The 18789-nt window shown below is 37.3% G+C and carries 15 protein-coding genes, 1 tRNA gene and 1 pseudogene; 3 read left to right on the forward strand and 14 right to left on the reverse strand.

What is annotated here, in order from left to right; translation table 11 throughout:
• Positions 1 to 103: 103 nt before the first annotated feature.
• The 10 genes from HCR01_RS02805 to HCR01_RS02850 all read right to left on the reverse strand — a co-directional run bounded on the left by HCR01_RS02805 (position 104) and on the right by HCR01_RS02850 (position 11649).
• Positions 104 to 979, reverse strand: a complete 876-nt coding sequence (locus HCR01_RS02805; protein ID WP_193195169.1) for a glycosyltransferase family 2 protein — start codon at positions 977 to 979, stop codon at positions 104 to 106.
• 94 nt (positions 980 to 1073) lie between these two features.
• Positions 1074 to 2090: a hypothetical protein gene (locus tag HCR01_RS02810; RefSeq protein WP_193194336.1), complete on the reverse strand. Its 1017-nt coding sequence runs from the start codon at positions 2088 to 2090 to the stop codon at positions 1074 to 1076.
• A 76-nt stretch (positions 2091 to 2166) separates the two neighbouring features.
• The gene (locus HCR01_RS02815) at positions 2167 to 3402 is read right to left on the reverse strand and encodes an O-antigen ligase family protein (protein ID WP_193194338.1); all 1236 of its coding nucleotides are present in this window, start codon (positions 3400 to 3402) and stop codon (positions 2167 to 2169) included.
• Positions 3403 to 3524: 122 nt separating this feature from the next.
• The gene (locus tag HCR01_RS02820) at positions 3525 to 4781 is read right to left on the reverse strand and encodes a glycosyltransferase family 4 protein (RefSeq protein ID WP_193194340.1); all 1257 of its coding nucleotides are present in this window, start codon (positions 4779 to 4781) and stop codon (positions 3525 to 3527) included.
• Positions 4782 to 4841: 60 nt separating this feature from the next.
• Positions 4842 to 5456: an acyltransferase gene (locus HCR01_RS38355; protein WP_226889096.1), complete on the reverse strand. Its 615-nt coding sequence runs from the start codon at positions 5454 to 5456 to the stop codon at positions 4842 to 4844.
• A 24-nt stretch (positions 5457 to 5480) separates the two neighbouring features.
• Complete coding sequence (locus HCR01_RS02830; protein ID WP_193194342.1) at positions 5481 to 6326, reverse strand: class I SAM-dependent methyltransferase; 846 nt, start codon at positions 6324 to 6326, stop codon at positions 5481 to 5483.
• A 57-nt stretch (positions 6327 to 6383) separates the two neighbouring features.
• A complete protein-coding gene (locus HCR01_RS02835) occupies positions 6384 to 7301 on the reverse strand; it encodes a glycosyltransferase family 2 protein (RefSeq protein WP_193194344.1) in 918 nt (305 codons plus the stop codon).
• Between the two features lie 259 nt (positions 7302 to 7560).
• The gene (locus HCR01_RS02840) at positions 7561 to 8874 is read right to left on the reverse strand and encodes a flippase (RefSeq protein WP_193194346.1); all 1314 of its coding nucleotides are present in this window, start codon (positions 8872 to 8874) and stop codon (positions 7561 to 7563) included.
• Positions 8875 to 8951: 77 nt separating this feature from the next.
• Positions 8952 to 11171 carry a GumC family protein gene (locus HCR01_RS02845; protein WP_193194348.1) on the reverse strand — a complete coding sequence of 740 codons (2220 nt, stop codon included), beginning with the start codon at positions 11169 to 11171 and terminating at the stop codon, positions 8952 to 8954.
• Between the two features lie 61 nt (positions 11172 to 11232).
• Positions 11233 to 11649 (reverse strand): hypothetical protein, encoded by a 417-nt coding sequence (locus HCR01_RS02850; protein ID WP_193194350.1) that lies wholly within the window; start codon positions 11647 to 11649, stop codon positions 11233 to 11235.
• Between the two features lie 945 nt (positions 11650 to 12594).
• Between HCR01_RS02850 and HCR01_RS02855 the strand changes: the two are divergent.
• Positions 12595 to 13000 (forward strand): annotated as a pseudogene (locus tag HCR01_RS02855) (Uma2 family endonuclease); the annotation flags it as partial.
• A 160-nt stretch (positions 13001 to 13160) separates the two neighbouring features.
• Here the strand turns inward: HCR01_RS02855 and HCR01_RS02860 are convergent.
• Positions 13161 to 13233 (reverse strand) — tRNA-Phe (locus tag HCR01_RS02860).
• A 77-nt stretch (positions 13234 to 13310) separates the two neighbouring features.
• On the reverse strand, positions 13311 to 14180 hold the full coding sequence (locus HCR01_RS02865; protein WP_193194354.1) for a metal ABC transporter permease: 870 nt from the start codon (positions 14178 to 14180) through the stop codon (positions 13311 to 13313).
• 229 nt (positions 14181 to 14409) lie between these two features.
• Between HCR01_RS02865 and HCR01_RS02870 the strand changes: the two genes are divergently transcribed.
• Positions 14410 to 14694 (forward strand): ArsR/SmtB family transcription factor, encoded by a 285-nt coding sequence (locus tag HCR01_RS02870; protein ID WP_413773921.1) that lies wholly within the window; start codon positions 14410 to 14412, stop codon positions 14692 to 14694.
• Between the two features lie 24 nt (positions 14695 to 14718).
• Here the strand turns inward: HCR01_RS02870 and HCR01_RS02875 are convergent, their stop codons facing one another.
• Together HCR01_RS02875 and HCR01_RS02880 are read right to left on the reverse strand one after the other, a co-directional pair.
• Positions 14719 to 15555: a metal ABC transporter ATP-binding protein gene (locus HCR01_RS02875; protein ID WP_193194358.1), complete on the reverse strand. Its 837-nt coding sequence runs from the start codon at positions 15553 to 15555 to the stop codon at positions 14719 to 14721.
• Positions 15556 to 15606: 51 nt separating this feature from the next.
• Positions 15607 to 16620, reverse strand: coding sequence for a metal ABC transporter substrate-binding protein (locus HCR01_RS02880; RefSeq protein WP_193194360.1), 1014 nt, complete (start codon positions 16618 to 16620; stop codon positions 15607 to 15609).
• A gap of 334 nt (positions 16621 to 16954) precedes the next feature.
• Here HCR01_RS02880 and HCR01_RS02885 point away from each other — a divergent pair, with 334 nt between their 5' ends.
• Positions 16955 to 18562, forward strand: a complete 1608-nt coding sequence (locus HCR01_RS02885) for an iron uptake porin (protein ID WP_193194362.1) — start codon at positions 16955 to 16957, stop codon at positions 18560 to 18562.
• Positions 18563 to 18789: the final 227 nt, after the last annotated feature.

An 18789-nucleotide genomic window follows, 5' to 3' on the forward strand; every position in this document is an offset into this window, starting at 1 on the left:
TGATATTAGGTTATGTACGTATTAGATTGGGAAAAACCCTAGTTTAGTAATATCTAAAACAAACTTAATACTTGTAATGGTGAACATCTATGCTTTTATTTATTCAGTTAATTTCCTCACTAAAAGTAGACGATGCGCTCAAATTTTTATAACCCATTACCGCACGTAAATAAGGTAAAAACCAATAAAGAAACCAAAACGATCCAGAATGCCGCATAGTAAAAACAGTCCATGCTTGTACTGGAAAACTTTTAATGTCAAACGCTCTTTTTAAGCGTTCATTAACTGGAAGGTTAGCATCTACCCAGCTCCCTCGAACAGAGTTTTTCGAGCAAGTACCTACGTATCCTGGTGCTATCCATACTGAACACCCTAGCTTACGTGCTCTAAGTCCATAATCCAGATCTCCTAGATTATGAATAAAAGCAGGATCTAAATTACCTACTCTTTCTGCAACAGAACGGGGAATAAGGATGCAGTTTCCATACATAGTGTCGCATTCTTGAAGTTCCTGACTAGGCTGCACAAATTCGTACTTATTCGAGTACCAATGCTTGGAACGTACAGCACCACCGTAAGTCGGTTTTCCTGTAGCTGCATCTTGGGTTGAACCAACAATTATAGAATTTGGATGATCATGTTCTGTGAGGTAATGGTGGGTAGCAAGCAGTTTACTCAGAGCATTTGGTTCAAGTAGAGTGTCATCATTAAGCCAAAGATAATAGTCATAATCCTTTTTCAAAGCCTCAGCAAAGGCTAATCTCATTCCTCCAACCCAAAATAAATTCCCATTACCTTTAAGAACTTGAACTTGTGGATAAGAAACCTTGATTGCATCTGAAGTACCGTCAGAGCTACCATCATCGGTTAAATAAATATCAAAAGGGTTTGTCTGCTGATATAACGCAGACAGACAGGCGAGAGTTGTATCACGCCTGTTATAACAAGTCATAATGACTGACAATTTTTCATGCTTCATAAGTTCATTAGTCATAGTGTTAAATCTGGACTACATAGATTCGGGATGCAAAATAAACCAAATGTTGAAAGCAGAAATTTTATTATTAGATACTTTAAAGTTTGGTAATGCGTTTTATCAAACTACTTAAATTAACATCAATATTAAAGCTACGTAACTTATTCTCGATTCTTATAAGTTCTAATATATGTCGATGCAATACTGATTTATATGGCATATTGTATTTAACTATTCTTTCTATTAACCATTGATATTTCTCTGACACACTATCAAGATTACTTAAGTTTCCTAGTTGTTTATTCCAATCTTTATAAGCAAACATGTTGAAATAATGAATAGATACAATTTTGTCAAAACTATTTAGCTTATATTCTTTAGCTAGACGATTGTGTAAAGGCAAAGGATAGCTGTAAGATGGAGAAAATGTATATAAACCTTCTGCCATTGAGCAAGCAGTAGCAGATAGTACAGCCATCTCTGTAAAATAATTTCCTTGAGGTGGCTCAAGCTTTTGTCGCATAACTTTATCAAAGTTATTTTTCCAAGCTGTAAAAAATCCAGCCTCTTTTCTGGCAGCTACTATTCCACTATTCCAATAGCCTCTAATCTTCTTGTTAGCAATTGGGGTTCGGACAAATATTTCTTGCTTAATATCAAGTAATTTATAAAGTTTTTGCCAGTAATCGTCTTGAATATCGTTTTTACCTTCAGAGCCAATACCTTTTCCATATTCAGGACGTAGCCCTATATTGTAATTTATTGGTAATAAAAACTCCTGTGGTTCAGCAAAAAAGCATTTGTCGCTATCTAAAAAGACTAAAAAATTTGCATCTATATTCTCTTCAGCATAAGCAGAAGTTACAATTTTATTTGCTAAGTAATAGTCTTGATACTCTATATTAAGTATAATTTGTTGATGATAAACTTCTAGAGAATCAAATAGCTTTGTAGTTTTACTAGAAATAGGCTCGCCTTTGCGAGGATGGAAACTAGATATAGGAGTATCTTTCAACTTACCACCGAATTTACGAATACTTTCTGCCAATAGTAAAGATTGCTGCTCTAGACGTCCTGGTTCTGTACAAATTAAAAAAACTATATTATTTGACATGTTTATTATATAAAACCTCAAACATTTTAGTTGGTACTCATTAGATTTATACTAATCAATTTATTTAATTAAATTTCTATTTGAAATTAGTCTCATGAGTTAAAGTTTTATTTTTTATTTGTTCAAGCTCTAAAACAAGGGATAATGATATTGATATATAGTAAACCCATAAAAAATTACTGGTTAACAGCGTATTAAGTTCAAAAATATTAAAACATAACATCAAAAATATCATATTAAACATCCAAAAGCATTCTATTTTTTTACTTATAAATAACAAATACATAGCTCTAAAAATAACTTGCAAAAAATTAAATAATAATAAAATTAATCCCACTATGCCCAATTGAAGAAACATATCAATAAAACCATTATGAGAATGATTTGCATTCACTTCTTGGCGTATCCATAAACCTTTAGCAACTTCTAAAGATATAGGCGAACTCCAAAAACCAGCATACCCATATCCAAACCAGGGTTGACCATAGCTAACGCCAACTTCAATCGCTCTTTGCCATAGAGGTAAACGCCCGTTGAACTCTAAATCTTTACCCATGATGTCAACCACTATAGTTTCTAGATTACCTAGAATCAACATAGCTATAGTACCGTTAAGCATAAAAGCTATAGCCAAAATTGTTTCCCGAATTCTGAATTTTTGCTTAGCTATTTTATAAAGAGGCATAATATATATGCACAGTAAAAGAAATCCTATACCTGTTCTACTAGTACTCTTCCAGAGCAGTACTAACATAATGAACAGTATCGCCAGCTTGAGCCACCAATACTTTCTACTAACTAATAAAGCTAGGAGAAAAACCATAGAGCCTACGGTCATAGCTCTAGCTAAATATTGCTTATGGGCATATATACCTTGCCACACGAAAACATTATTTGAGATAGCAGTACCATAGGATGGTACTGCTACAGCAAACACTAGACTTAGAATTGCTGCTATACCTATTACCCGAATTAGCAAGCGCATTTGTTCTTTAGGAGAGTAGCGTACAGCTAAATACGTACCAAGCAAAGTTGTACGAAATAAAGATTTAAGTTGAGTTGCAGTTTCTTGTGTATTCTCAGTCCAAAAGATTGAAGAACAGGCAAAGAGGCATAATACTATTAAAGACCAATCTCTTGTAGCGACATATGCTACTCTTCCCAATGGTTGTCTAATAATTAATAATGCTACCGTTGGATAACTGGCAATTTTAACAAGTTGCTCTAATACTGGATGCAATCTACAATCGCTAGTTAAAATTAATAAAATAACACTAAATGTTTCTAACCATTTTATTGTATTAGTTTTCAAATTTTATTCTCCAATTTATTTATATTAAGTTAAAAGTATATTGCTATTTCAAATTACTGTAATTATTATTAATAGTTTTATAATCAGTATTTACTAGTTTTCAATAATATATCTTTCCTAAGTTATTTTAAGGCTAGAAGTTCATTGAATATATATAAGTAGCGACTTGCTTGAATCTCTAATGTAAATTCTTGTTCTGCTTTTTGACGGGCCCAGTAAGATAGTTTGTGATACCTTTCATGATTTTCTAGTATCCAAACAATGCCTTGAGCTAAATCTTCAACTTTATAAGCTTGAGCTAAATAACCATTTTTTTGATGCTCAATCATATCTGGCATACCGCCAATATTGAAGGCAACACAGGGAATTCCACAAGCAATTGCCTCCATCACAGTATTCGCCAAGTTTTCCTGAGCAGAAGGCAGAACAAATACATCTGCTGCTGAATACAATAAAGCTAAAGATAAATCATCGTTCAACGTACCTAGATAATAAGACTTAAAACCAAACTCAGGAGGATTATTAGGCTGAGATGCTCCGAAAATAACTATCTCTAACCTATCTGACCAGCCAGCTTTGCTAAGATTTTGCAGAGATGCTTGTAGCAGATGAAATCCCTTACGTTTATCACTAGTTGACTGTAGCGAACCGAATAAAATTAGTTGTTTATCTTGGGGCAAATTTAGCAGTTCTCGTGCTATTTGTTTATTAATAGGTTTATAAATTTGAGTATCAATTCCATTTGGAATTACTTTTATTCGTAGATCTTTAAAAAGTGAGCTAGCACTGGCACACTTAGCTAACCAGGAGCTAGGCGTAACTATAGTCAGGTTAAGATTTTTCCAAGCTTTAGCTTTGCGTTGCCATACCCAACGGGATAAATCCCAATCTTGGGAACTATGAAGTTGCGGACATTTGCCACAAGCATCAGTGTAACGAGTACAGTCTTGACTGTAGTGGCATCCCCCTGTAAAAGCCCACATATCGTGGAGAGTCCAAACGATTGGTTTAGCTAATTTAGCTACTGATTCAATCAGTAAGTATCCATTATTGACCCAATGTAGATTGATGATATTTGGATTCAATTGGCTAATTCTGGAGACGAGGTTATCTGGAAGCCATTGAGGCGAATGAGTAGCTTGATCCCGATTAGTGTAAAGCTTTAACGGTAGCTGATCTAAAGTTAATCTCAAACCAGTAACAGCTTGTGCAATTCCAGATGAAGCTCGTGAACCAATGACATTTCTATCATCACTTTTTTTAAGTTGTACAAGCATCTGTGTAGGGATATCAAGATTCTGAAGACCTTGATGTAATCGATATGCAGCACGAGCGGCTCCACCTTCAATATCAGAACTATTAAGCAATAAAACTTTCATTATTAATTTAATTATTTATAAACAGTCGTATCTTGGAATTCCAAACTTTCCGTTAGTTTCCTATAGTTTATAACTAAGATTTTCAGACTTGTAACAATTGATATCCTTAATTTTTCTAGCTGGTACACCAGCCCACACCTCATTAGCTGGAATAGATTTAGTAACGATACTTCCAGCCCCAATTACTGAATTTGTTCCAATACGACAACCAGGAAGAATAGTTACACCACAACCAATCCAAACATTTTCATCTATGAAGATACCCGTTTTATCTTTATCCCAAGGTAAGTCTCTATATGGCTTTTCAGAGGATATTGTATGATTACAGGCAATCAGAGATACATGCTGTGCAATAATGCAATTTTGCCCTATGTATATTTCTCCTCCAGCAGCACGAATATTAGCATGTGAACCAATAACAGCACGTTTTTCAATAATTAATTGCCCTGGAATATTACTATATGTAGATTTCGCTACGACAACAATTTCTACAAATTCTCCTATATTAACTTCAGGGCTAATCTTGATAGCATTAATATCGTCGTATTGCAAAACTACAGATAAAGGTATATCTATACCCTGATTTTGCTGTAGAATATGCAAGTAATTCAGCCAATTCCTAACTAATCTTTGAAATATTTTAATAACTATTTTTAAAGTCTGTAAGGTAAACATAAGTTTTCATATTACCTAAAATATCTAATTTTTATGTGTTTGTAAGAATATGCTTTTTAAAGCTTGATAAGTCGATTGAGACATACTCAAAAAGGGGAATACAGCTTTTGATATTTTTTCTTGAGTACGAATTTTTTTCCAATTGATTGGTTCTTGTCTGATCTTCTTATATATAGTGGCGTGACTACCATTGCAGGAACCAATAGTATCAAGCCCCATAAGAGTTGTAAATTGATTAAAGCTATAGCGAAGATGAAACGTTTCAGGTAAGTGACACTTAATTACAGGATAAAAACAATTGGCAATTACTAAATAACCATCAATTTTAACGCTCTCAATCATTTCAGCTAATAAACTTAAAGGATCAGGAACGTGTTCTAGAACATCTGTACAGACTAAACAGTCATATTGTTTTTTTAGAGAACTAATAAATTTAACGTTAGAGTAGGCTTTTAACTTCTCAAGAGCAAGTTGACTAGGGTGTGGTTCGTAAATATCAACTACTACCTCTTGATTTTTATCTGCAATTAAACGAGCAAGTGTACCAAAACCGCCGCCATAATCTAGAACCGATATAATGTCGTTATTATTTACATTAATCCAATCAGCGATCGCGTGGCGGTGGAGAATGGAAACATTATGCTGCTCAATAAATAAGCCATTAAGTAGCCAAACAGGATGACCGTAAAATAAACTGACCTTTTCTGGCTCATTTTTTATGTTATTACATCCTAAACTATCCCAAACGTCGTCCATTAGCTGCCAGATTTCTTCAACTTCTATTGGCTGACGTTCAGCATCTAAAAGTATTTTTTCAATTTCTAGTTGGATGTCATCTGACAGGTTGGGTGAGTCTATGTTCTTTTTCATGGTATTTTCAACTGTTTCAATCCAAACAGGTAATTTAAGACTTATTAAAGTATTTGATTAATTAGATAACTTATTAGCAAAATGTTTAATTTTTTGTTGAAGAATTATAGAGATTCTAGAATCATAAAAATTATTTCTTTGAGTAAAGAGATCTGCTTGAGAATTGCGAATCATAAATAATGGATGCTGAAGCGGAAAATCTAGAGCTTTTACTGGCATATTGGCAAAATCATTATAGTTTTTAACTGTGTGAGTTGCCTCTAAAGAATATCCAATATTAGATACTATATTTACGTTAGGAAGAATACTTAAGCCGTTTTGAATCCAACAGCTAAATGTCCATGCATAAGCCCAACTATTGATCTTTTCTTCGTAAGTATATTGAAAAATATTTTGCCAAAATTTGACCGCCGAAGGGTCTAACAGAATGTCTTTTAGCCAGTCTTCATCGCGAATTTTAGGCCACAGCTTCATTTCATGATCATAGTGTTGCCATGCTCGTCGCCAAGTAGCCCATCCCCAGCAGTGATTGTAGCGTGAAAAATAGTAACTATCTTGATTCCGAACTCGACCATACTGAAAGTTATTACCTGCTACAACCATGATTCTATTGTCATCTCGGTATTTATCGAGCAATTCATCACAAAATTGGAAGAAAGTAGGATGTGGTAAACAATCATCCTCAAGAATTATGGCTTCTTCGACCTGAGTGAATACCCAATCTAAGCCACTTGAAACACGCAATCTACAGCCTAAATTAATGTCAGAGTAGTTAGTTATAACTTCACAATTCCAATCGACTCGTTCAATAATTGCACGCGTAGCTTTGCACTTTTCTGCCTCTCCAGGACGGTCAGCGCGTGGGCCGTCTGCAATGACAAAAAGTTTCGGTGGTTTTGCCTGACGAATTGCTTCAAATACTTTTTCAGTAGTATTTGGTCGTTTAAAGATAATAAATACAACTGGAACTTTCATGTAGCAAATAAATGTAATATTAATGAATAATTATTTTTTCAAAATTAGGCATTAAGACAATTTTTAGCTTTGTATAATAACATTTGTCAAGTTAATAATATTTTGATAGTTAAATATTTCTAAGTTTAAAAGCTGAACTTTAAAACACTAAGTTATCTGGTACTAATATCTAGAATAATAGTCATTTAGTATTTAATAAATTATCTTTTAAAAAACTTGCTTATAATAATATTTATCTCATGAATATATAAACTGATAATTAAAAAGGTAAAAGTGATTGAATCTGAAGCTGAAATATTTTTTGCGTTTTTCTATGAAATGCATGGCTAAAAAATGTAGCAAATGCTTGAGATATTACAGTTGCTATAGCAGCGCCAACTCCAGCATAAGTTGGGATTAGTAATAGGTTTAATATCACATTAATAATTGCTCCTATAAAAGTTCTACTTAAGGAAAGATGAGTCAAATTCTCAGTAATAAACCAGGGTGATGTTGCCACACCCATGAAGACAAAAAAAGATGACCAGATGTGTATTGCCAGGATTTGGCTTGATGCTGCATAGCCATCCCCAAAAAGCAAGATAATTATAGACTCGGATAGAAATGACATTGGTAGAGCGATCGCAATAGAAATTATTATCATGACACGCAGTAATTGTTTGATGCGCTTATAGTAAAGCGCTTCACTAACTTGCTTGGCTGAAAAAATTGCCGGAGATACCGAAGAAACGATCGCCGTAGGAATAAAATACCAAACTTCAGAAATACGGGATGCAGCCGAGTAAATACCTACAGCATCATTGCCAATCATCTGACCGAGCATAATCTGGTCAATTTTCATGTAAATCATGATTGTTAGACCAGAAAGAATTAGAGGCCAACTGTCCTTGAGTAATTCTTTAGCAACTGGAAAACTCCAACGCCATAACCGTAATGAGTAACCTTTAATTTTGTAAATGCTCACCAAACCCATCGCACCCAATCCAATCTCTGCGAATGTCATCCACGCAAAAGCAATCAATGGTGCTTGCATTTTGATTAGAGTAATTTTAGCCAGAGTAATGATAATAAACGCTGTGTTTTTTGCAACCACAGTATATTTTGATTGGACTTGAGACTGAAACCAGAAGTCAATAGTGTCAAAAGCCTGAAAAATTCCTGCTATTGACAAAATCACTACTAGCCAGATGGTTAAACTTTCATTCTGGTGAAATACAAAAATAGAGGCGATTGCTAAAAATGCAGAACCAACCCCACCGCTCAATTTGAGCCATAAAGTTGTTCCTAAAACTTGTTCTTTGTTCGATGAGTCACGCACAATATTGCGAATAACTACATTGTCTAGCCCCAAAGTTGCAAATGGGTTGAAGAGGGCTACAAAGGCAATAGTGTAGTTGAAAAGACCATACTGTTGCACTCCTAAGTAGCGTGCAACCCAGACTCCTACTATTAGACCTACACCCATACGTAGAATGCGGTCAGCAAATAGCCAACTTGTATTTACAACAATCGCACGCAGCCCAGAGCGAGATTTGAGAAATGATAACTTTTCAATTTGTAGTTTACGCAGCATCAAACTCTAGTTGTTGTGGTTTTCTAGTTCAAACGGCTATTGCTTCAAAGATGTAGACACACAGTGACATTTATCATTTAGAAATTGTTACTACCTGTAATTCTTGATATAGGTTTAACAACTTCAGGATTTCCTGACACAGAACCAGACTCAACCGATTCTCTGGAATAGTAAAAGTAGCTGTCAGGCTCTAATTTGATATTCACACCGTTAATCACCATACCCAACACTTGTTGACCTGACTGTTTGAGGAACTCTTTAGCAGCATTGGCACTGGCATAGTTAATTACCCCAGGACGCACCACCAATAAAATCCCATCAGCCAACTTGCTTAACACAGCAGCATCAGCCGTTCCCGCTAGTGTTGGCGTATCAAAAATTACGAAATCATAATCCTCTGTAAAAGAGGTAACTAATGCAGCCATCCGCCTGGAATCTAGTAGTGCTACTGGGTTAGGAGGTACAACCCCGGACGGCAGAACGTAAAGGTTGAGCGTTACTTCCTGTACGGCTGCATCAAGAGTAACTCGGTCAACAATCACATTCGATAACCCTACGGCATTTGTAATTTCCCAGATATGATGCTGAACTGGATGGCGCATATCGGCATCTACCAACAGTACCCGTCGCCCTAACTGAGCCATTGTCACAGCTAAGTTTGCAGCTACCTCTGACTTGCCCTCTTTAGACACAGAACTGGTAACTACAATCGCCTTAAGCTTTTTATCTGAACTCAAGAAATTCAAGTTCGCTTGCAGCATTTGGTATGCATCACCAATAGGAAAGTGCGGAATGTCTCTGCCAATTACTCTCGGAATCTGTTTATCTACTGGCGAATAAGAGCTTTTTTTGCTATTCTTACTTACTGAAGGAATTACCCCCAGCAAGGTATATTGAAACAATTCTCTAGCTTCTTTGACTGTTTTGATCGAGCGGTCAATTAGATCTAAAGTGAAAGCAGCAACTATACCCAGCATCACACCGAAAACTCCTCCACCCCCGATAATCAGAAGCTTGCGAGAACCAATTGATTGATCTGGAACTAAGGCAGGAGAGATGACGCGAGCATTCCCAATATTTTGATTTTCAGCTACTTGGACTTCTTGCAGTTTTGTCAAAAGTGCTTCGTAAGTTGCTTGAGCCGCTTTTCGTTTTCGCTCAAGCTGTCTTTGGGCCTGTTCTAGTCTGGGCAAAACATTTACTCTTTGTTTGTAGGCAGACCACTCATTCGATAATGTACTGATTTGTTCAACCAAACCGACTCGTTGTGCCTCAGTGCGGGCAAAATCTTCAATGAGGTTTTGTCGCAGTTCTCCAATCTGGACATTTCCCATAGATACTTGTTCATTACTGACAAATGCTTGCTCTATTCGTCCTTCTAATAAGCTTTTGAGAGCGATGATTTTTTCTTGCAAATTGATAATAGTAGGATGTTCTGCCTGCAAACGGGTTTGCTCAACCGTCAGCTGGTTTTGTGCTTCTTGAAGTTGACCAAGCACTTGCTGAATTCCGGGTATTTGACTCAACGAGGCAGAACTTACAGATTGCTGCGAATCAATGTTGGCCTGATTTTGTAACTTCTGTGATTGAGCCGTAACATAAACTAATTGAGCTTGAGCTTGATAAATTTGTTGTTCTAAATTAGAAATTGTCTGGACTGCTAGCTCTGATTCTGCTTCTAAAGTGATTATTTTGTGTTGTTCTTTGAATTTACGCAGGGTTGACTCAGCTTCTCTTACCGCTGCTTCAGTGCCAGGTATTTCTTCTAAAATAAACTTGCGGGCTGAGACTGCCTCAGCTCGATTGGCTTCTATATTATTCCTGATATAAACTTTCATAAGTTGGTTGACAACTGTTGCAGCCAAAACTGGATCTCTATCTGTATAGGAAATTTGCAAAATCTCAGTTCCTTTGGCATTTTCTATCTTCAGTTTTTTAGTTAAATCCTGTATTGTAAAGGGTTCGCCTTTACTATCTTTTAGGTTAAGTGTTCTAATGGTTTCCTGAATAACAGGCACAGATGTAACTATCTTTGCCTGAGTTTCTAAAGGATTGTTTGTAGTAGTTAAAGAATCCAGTCGCCCTATAGCTTCCCCCAAACCTGTTAGTGAAGAGGTACGATTTGTCTTGATCAACAAACTTCCCTCTGCTTTAAATGAAGGTTTTAATGAAAATGCATACAAGAATGCAAGGGTAACAACTACTCCAAAGAATCCTACTGCTGGCAGCCAGCGGCGTTGCACAATAAGTAGGTATTTTTGAAAATCTACCTCTTCCAAGTTTGATTTAGATTCCATAATGGCAGATTATTGATTGGTACTGATACATTCAATTTCGATTGCAACTGGCTTAGCTTCTTCACCGGAAATACTTACTATTGTTATTGCCAACCATCCGGGCTTGCGTGCGAGTAAACTCTCCTACAGAAGGATTTCCTGCAGGATGAATGACTCCGCTTGCTTGTTGCCAAAGTTCTACAGATGCAATCGAAACTTCATAGGTGCGATCGCATTTTTTGACGTGATACCATTTTGTTTGCTCGCATTGATCACACCAGAATGCTTCTAACCATTCACCCTCTAGAGAAACTGCGGTCTTAGTTGCCACTAAAATTAGTGCTGTTTGCCGCCCTATCCCTCTTTCTTGCAGTTGTCCAGCACTATCAGCATACAAATTATACTTTTGACTCATGCTATGCAGGTAGCATCTATGAATTGGACAATAGATAGCCCGCCGCTTTGAACGTTTTCGATTTTGGTGACACTTGTTCTGCAATTCGACCTCACTTATCGGTAGAGACACCACAGACAAGGACAAGGTTACGTTGGAGGGACTGAGATCAAAAAGATCATCAAAGCCCAACTCCTAAATCCAATATCAACTATTTAATTAAAATGAAATTGATTAATTAAAATCAATCTACTATCAATGATTGAGGTGTTTTTTACTCCAGTCTTCTAGAAGAGTTAAAACTTAATTTTTATAACTCTAGTTTTAAACGAAAACTATTTGGTGAAAACACTTTATAGGCAGCTTAAGAAAGTGTAAATCTTAGTGCTTACTCTTATTGACTATTCAGCACGCTCCTATAAGTAGATGACAGCCTAGTGAGATATCACATTGATTTTGATTAGTAATTAAATTTCAAAAGTTTTGAAATTAATTTGCTTTGGCAATTTGTAACTCATCAAAATTAATACGACAAAGCACTGCTCAGTAGAGAGATTGTTCAACAGTATAAATTACTGCATTCATACAAATTATCTGAACATTGTAATTACTCATTACTTGATAACTGAACTTAGTTCGTCAGTAAAACTTTCCTGACACATGTTTCTCCTGATAGCAAAAAAATTGAGGTATTGTTTATCACAATTCTTGAAAGCTAGTAGTGCTTTGATATGTAAGTATACAACAAGTTATGTTTTTTTGGAAGTATTTAGATTAACTTAATTTTCAAAATGTTTCAGCACTTACCCAAGAGAGTACTAACAGCCTATTACATGGAGCGATAGCCACAGCTATCACTATCAATCGCTAAATCCAGCTTAAGAGCATGATTAATTAGTCGGAGTTTTTAATGTAACGCTTAAAACTTATACTACTTAATGCTAATCATCCACAGTACAATAAGTAATATTAAGCTTTACTTATACGTACGTATTTTTATAAATACACTACTTAAGTAATGTTTCGTATATCAGAACTGATGTAGCTTAAAAATCTGGGAAAAGTCTTTATCCTTCAACTGAGTTTCATTTGCCTTATGGTGCTTATCGTTCTCCTGATGCTTCCTGGGTGCGACTAGAATGCTGGAAAGCGTTATCCTCTGAACAAAGGCGGCGCTTCCCTCCATTGTGTCCAGATTTTGTGATTGAACTTCGTTCTGAAAGTGATTCCTTAGCAAAATTGCGAGAATATGAGGCTAACGGCGCTTGCTTAGGCTGGCCGATCTACCCTAAAATACCCCTAGTTGAAATTTATCGGGCTTTTATTTTATTAGACGTGCCTTGAAAATAGAGGGAGGTCTATTGATGTAGAGACTCTAAATTTCTCTGTTGACAAACCACCGACGCTTTCTGGCGAAGATGTGCTGTGTGGATTTGTCTTGGATCTCACTTCCATTCGTGTGAAATTACCAAGGATAATAAGGACTAAGAAGAAGCGATCGCTCCTCTGTTTTTTTCTAATTACACAAAATGATGATTTAAGATTAATTTCCCAAAATCATAAAATTTCGTAAATAAACTTTACCTAGGGACACTTAGGCTTATTTTTTTAATGAATGCCAGGAACCAGACTTGAACTGGTGACACGAGGATTTTCAGTCCTCTGCTCTACCAACTGAGCTATCCCGGCGGCTGGGACTTATCTTAGCCACGATTAATCAATGTAGCAAACATATAAGAATTTAGCAAGAGCTTGAAGAAAAAAAATTATGGTGCTTTCATTCTCAACTTAACCCAGATGAAAACTGCGACAAATAGCAAAAACTGGACAAGGACGATACTAGGGCCAGAAGCAAGGTTAAAAAGACCCGATATGATCATGCCAGCAATGCTGCTGCTAGAACCGACAATCACCGACAAGATCAGAAAGCGGCTAAAGTGGTGACTCATCAGTTTAGCTGTAGAAGCAGGAATCACTAAAAAGGCGTTCACCAGTAAGACACCAACAGCTTTAATCGCTACAGCTACAGCTAGTGATAGCAAAACCACAAACACGTAGCGATACAATTGAACTGGAATGCCTTGAACCTGGGCGACATCGGGGTTAAGCGTCAACAAAATTTGCTGGCGTAGAGTTGATAGTAAAAATATGCTGCCTCCCACAAGTATCAGCAGCGTCAAAATTAAATCTGTGGTATCTATCGCCAGAATATCGCCAAACAGCACTGCCATTAAGTTACCGCGATACCCTTTAATCAAGCTAGTGAGAATCACGCCGATCGCTAATGCTCCTGATAGCACTATACTAAGTACGCTATCGCTACCTAAATCGGTTTTGTCGATCAAGTAGAGGACAACAACGCCAAAAACTAAGGTAAAAGGTAACAGCATCCAAGTAGGATTAAACTGGAGTAGCACACCTAACGCTACACCTACTAATGCTGCATGACCTACGGCATGGCTGAAAAAAGATAGTTGGCGCAAGGTGACAAAACTACCTAACATACCGCCCAGTATTCCCATTAAGATAGCACCCGCGATCGCCCGTTGCATGAAAGGAAATTGCAACAATTCCACTAAGTCATTACTATCAATGATGGCTAGCCAAATTGTCTGGCAACTATTGAATATATACATATGTAATATTTTCAACTTATTAGCAGTTATGCTGATAGTAAATAGTATTTATTTTTAGCCTATGGCAGGTAGTATTTCTCACACTTTTGTTAAAAATTCTGTAGTTTTCATTGTCACTAATTTGATTTATAAAACGGGAATAATTCAGTATAATCCGAGATGCGCTATAGATAGTGATATTGTGCAACCCCTCTCAAATAAAGTTCTCAGCAGTGAAAAAGCTCAGCACATGGCAGAGTTTTTTAGCTTCTTAGGAGATGCTAATCGCCTACGAATTCTTTCCTTTTTGGCTACAAAAGAACTGTGTGTTAGTGATTTAGCAACATTATTGGATATGAGTGAATCTGCTGTCTCGCATCAATTGCGAAATTTAAGGGCGATGCGTTTGGTAAGTTATCGCAAGCAAGGTCGTAATGTATTCTATCGCTTACACGATAGCCATATTTTCCAACTTTATCAGGCTGTTGCCGAACACTTAGATGAAAGTGAGGAGAGAATTGAGAGTGAAGAATAAAAATATTAACTCTTGACTCCCAACTCAATTGTGATGATGCTGATAGCGACTGAATCCCGGGCCGTAAGTTGCTAAAAGGTTTTGCGGTGAAAGGGCAATTTCGGGTTTACCAGTACAAACAACTGTTTGGTTGAGGCAAAGGACGCGATCGCAATGGCGGCTTACCATATCAATATCATGGGAAACCTGCAACACTGTCCAACCCTCCTCTCGCTTTAATTCATTCAGCAAAGCATAAAAATCTGCTGTACCTTGGACATCAACCCCAGCAAAGGCTTCATCGAGTATCAAAAGTCTCCGAGGACTGACTAGACAGTAAGCTAGCAACACCCGCTTAAGTTGGCCACCACTCAGAGTACCAATAGCTTGATGTCGCAGATGATAAGCATCGGTTCGCCGTAAAGCTTCTTTTACTGCTGCTGATTTTTCCCTGTCTTGTCTCCACAGGCTAGAGAAAAATAAATTTTTCCTTTTCCCTCTCTTACAAAGTTCTGTTCGGAGGAAGCCTCCGCTCAGACTTTGCGCTTTTCCCTTTTCCCCTTTAATTACCCATCCCAGTCCTACTAATTCGCTGACACAAATAGGAAAACTGCGGTCAAAGATAAAGTTTTGCGGCATATAGCCCAAAAGATGACGTAAATGCCCCAGCCTGACAATTGGACAACCAAATATTTCAATCTTACCAGCGCTTCGAGGTATCAAATCTAAAACCGCTTTTACCAGAGTACTTTTACCTGCACCATTGGGGCCAACTATGGCTGTATCTGTTCCTGACAATAATTCAAAGGATACATCTCGAACAGCTAAATAGTTGCCTTGATATACAGTTAGTCCCTCAACTTTTAAAATAGGCGATGTCATTTAAGTAATTCTAAGTAATTCAAAATTCAAAATGAAGAAGTACAATTAAATTTATTTACAAGCAGTTTCCAAAGTTTGCAAATTAGCTCTCATTGCTTTGAAATAATATTGCGGATCTGTTTCACCAGTTTCCAAAGAATCTAGTGGACGCAGAGTTAATTTTAAGTCTTGAGAAAGACTATTTAGCAATTTGTTATCTACTCCAGGTTCGCTAAATAAAGCTTTAACTTTATACTTTTTTACAGCATTAACTGCATTTTGCACATCTGCGGGTGAAAGTTGATCTTCAGGAACTTTTACCACAGCAACTTGCTTGAGTTTATAGCGTTGGGCTAGGTATGGAAACGCATCATGAAAGGTAATAAAGGTGCAGTTGGGATTTTTCTGCAAAGTCTGCTGAAATTCGCCGTTTAAACTTTCTAATTCGTTAATATAAGCAGTTGCATTTGCCTCATAAGCAGCTTTATTCCCAGGATCAGATGCAATTAACCCATCACGTATATTTATTACCTGCTGTTTAGCCAAAACTGGATCTAACCAAACGTGAGGATTACCCGTTGCATGGTCGTGGTCTTTTTCTTCTTTCACTGTTTCCTCAACAGGTGAAATCTCATTTAAGGGCTTAATACCTTTGCTAGCATCAATTTCAGTTAATTTAGGATTTTGGGCATTTTTGACAGTATCTTCTAGAAATTCCTCTAACCCCAAGCCATTTTTTACTAGTACATTTGCAGTGGCGATTGCTTTGACATTTTCTGGTGTTGCTTGATACTCGTGTATTTCAGTACCCGGTGGGACTAAAATTTCTACGTCTGCTACATTGCCTGCTACTGCTTTGGTAAACAAATACATTGGCAAAAACGTCGTCACCACTTTAGTTTTTCTCGCTTGCCCTGATGGGTTTGATGCAGTCTCTTGTGCTTGCGGTGACTGTTGAGAAGTTGTTCCTTGATTGGTGTTCGATTGGTTACAGCCAGCCGCAATTGACAACATGAGTAGAGCAATTACGGTCAGAATCCTGCTTCCTTGTCTACCTGTTTTACGTCCTATACAAGTCCAAATCACGGTGTTTTTTCCTCCAAAAGGATGCCTGCTCTGCCTTTGGCAAAATTTTTATTGGCAATAAGACTTCTTCTACATTTTATACTATAATAATTCTCATTCTCATGTAATCCAGGCAAGATTATTCTGACGTTTACTGTGTAAGGAATAACAATATATTTTTCAGGAGGTACTAAGTCTGCAATTTAGTCTTTCCTGAATGATTAGGATTTCTTGACTTCGTTTTGTTAGAAAATTTACTTAATTCTGATAGAATTATTGAAAAACTTTCTCATAAGATCCGCGTTTAAAAAAGCGCAGTGTGGGTGTGGATTTTAATTGAGTGTGAGGAAAAAAAATGCAAGAATTCTGTAAATATTTGCTGGCTAGTCCAGTCGTTTATGCTGCAATGCTTTTTGTTAATACTGCTGCATTTGCAGATGAAACATCAACTACAAAGGAAATTAATGAAGCTCAAGTTATAGCTGAAGTTACACCAAATAAGGTAATGGCGCAAGTTACCTCAGTGTCTCAGTTGTCGGATGTACAACCTACAGACTGGGCATTCCAAGCCTTGCAATCGCTGGTAGAGCGTTACGGTTGTATTGCAGGATATCCAAATGGTACTTATCGCGGTAATCGGGCAATGACGCGATATGAGTTTGCTGCTGGTTTGAATGCTTGTCTTGATCGGGTTAACGAACTAATTGCTACCGCCACTGGTGAACTGGTAACAAAAGAAGATTTAGCTCAACTGCAAAAGTTGCAAGAAGAATTTTCCGCAGAACTGGCGACATTACGGGGTCGAGTCGATGCAGTAGAAGCACGCGCTGCTGAGCTGGAAGCGAATCAATTCTCAACTACAACCAAACTGCAAGGACAAGTTGTCACAGTCATCAGCGATGTTTTGTCAGGTGAAAACGTCAACGGTGCAGAAATTGTAGACCAGAATACAACCCTGGGAGTGCGGGCGCGTGTGGAATTTGTAACCAGCTTCACAGGGGAAGATACACTGTTCACTAGAATTCAAACAAATAATATTGTTAGTCCTAACATTAATACCCCAGAAGGCAACTTGTTTTTTGCAAGTGGTAATAGTGGTGCAGAAGCTAACAACGATGCTGGCATAGATGCGCTGTGGTATAAATTTCCTCTGGGCAAAAATACACAGGCGATCGCTATTGCCAATGCAGGCGCAGCAGATGACCTAACCAGTACTATCAATATCTTTGATGGTGATGGTGCTTATGGTGCATTGTCAACCTTTGGCACACGCAACCCAATTTATAACCAGATAGGTGGTGCGGGGTTGGGAGTTACCCACGAGTTTGGTGATAAATTAGCACTCAGTTTAGGCTATTTGAGTGGTACAGCTAATAATCCTGCTCCTCAAAATGGTTTATTTGATGGTGCTTATGGGGCGCTGGCTCAGTTAACTGTGAAACCAAGCGATCGCATTTCTGTTGGTTTAACTTACATTAATTCCTACAAACAGCCACTACTCACCGGTAGTAATGCGGCAACTTTCACGAATTTAGCAGCTGACCAAGGTTTAGAAGAAGTAGCATTTTCCAGCAATTCTTATGGTATCCAAGCATCTATTGGCATCAGTGATAGATTAGTCTTGGGTGGTTGGGCTGGGTACACAAACAGCCGCACCTTGAGTGGAAATCGTGGAGAGGTTGACATTTGGAACTATGCTGTAACTCTCGGTTTCCCCGACCTTGGTAAAAAAGGTAATTTAGCTGGTATTATTGCCGGTGTAGAGCCGAGGGTAACAAGTTCCAGCGTTGCCGGATTAGCAGAAGATGATGATACTTCCTATCATATTGAGGCATTCTACCAGTACAAACTGAGTGACAATATCACCATTACCCCAGGAGTCATCTGGTTAACATCTCCAGATCACAACGATAACAACGATGATGTTGTGATTGGTGCGCTAAGAACCACATTCAGTTTCTAATTCTTAGAATTTTACGAAAAGACGCGAAGGAAAACTTCGCGTCTTTTTTGTGCCTGATATTAAAGTTAAAACCCAGCATTGTTGCCAGGCTTGATATCTTATCCCTCTTCTGTCACTTTCCAAGTAAGATGAATATAACAATAAATTGTCATCTGAAGTATTCAATTCGATTATTACTTCATTACTTAAAATATCGGCCAATAGCCGTATTAACTTGAATCACCCCG

Origin of the sequence: Nostoc sp. MG11 (genome assembly GCF_014904695.1) — a bacterium.
In the GTDB taxonomy this organism is placed as follows: domain Bacteria; phylum Cyanobacteriota; class Cyanobacteriia; order Cyanobacteriales; family Nostocaceae; genus Komarekiella.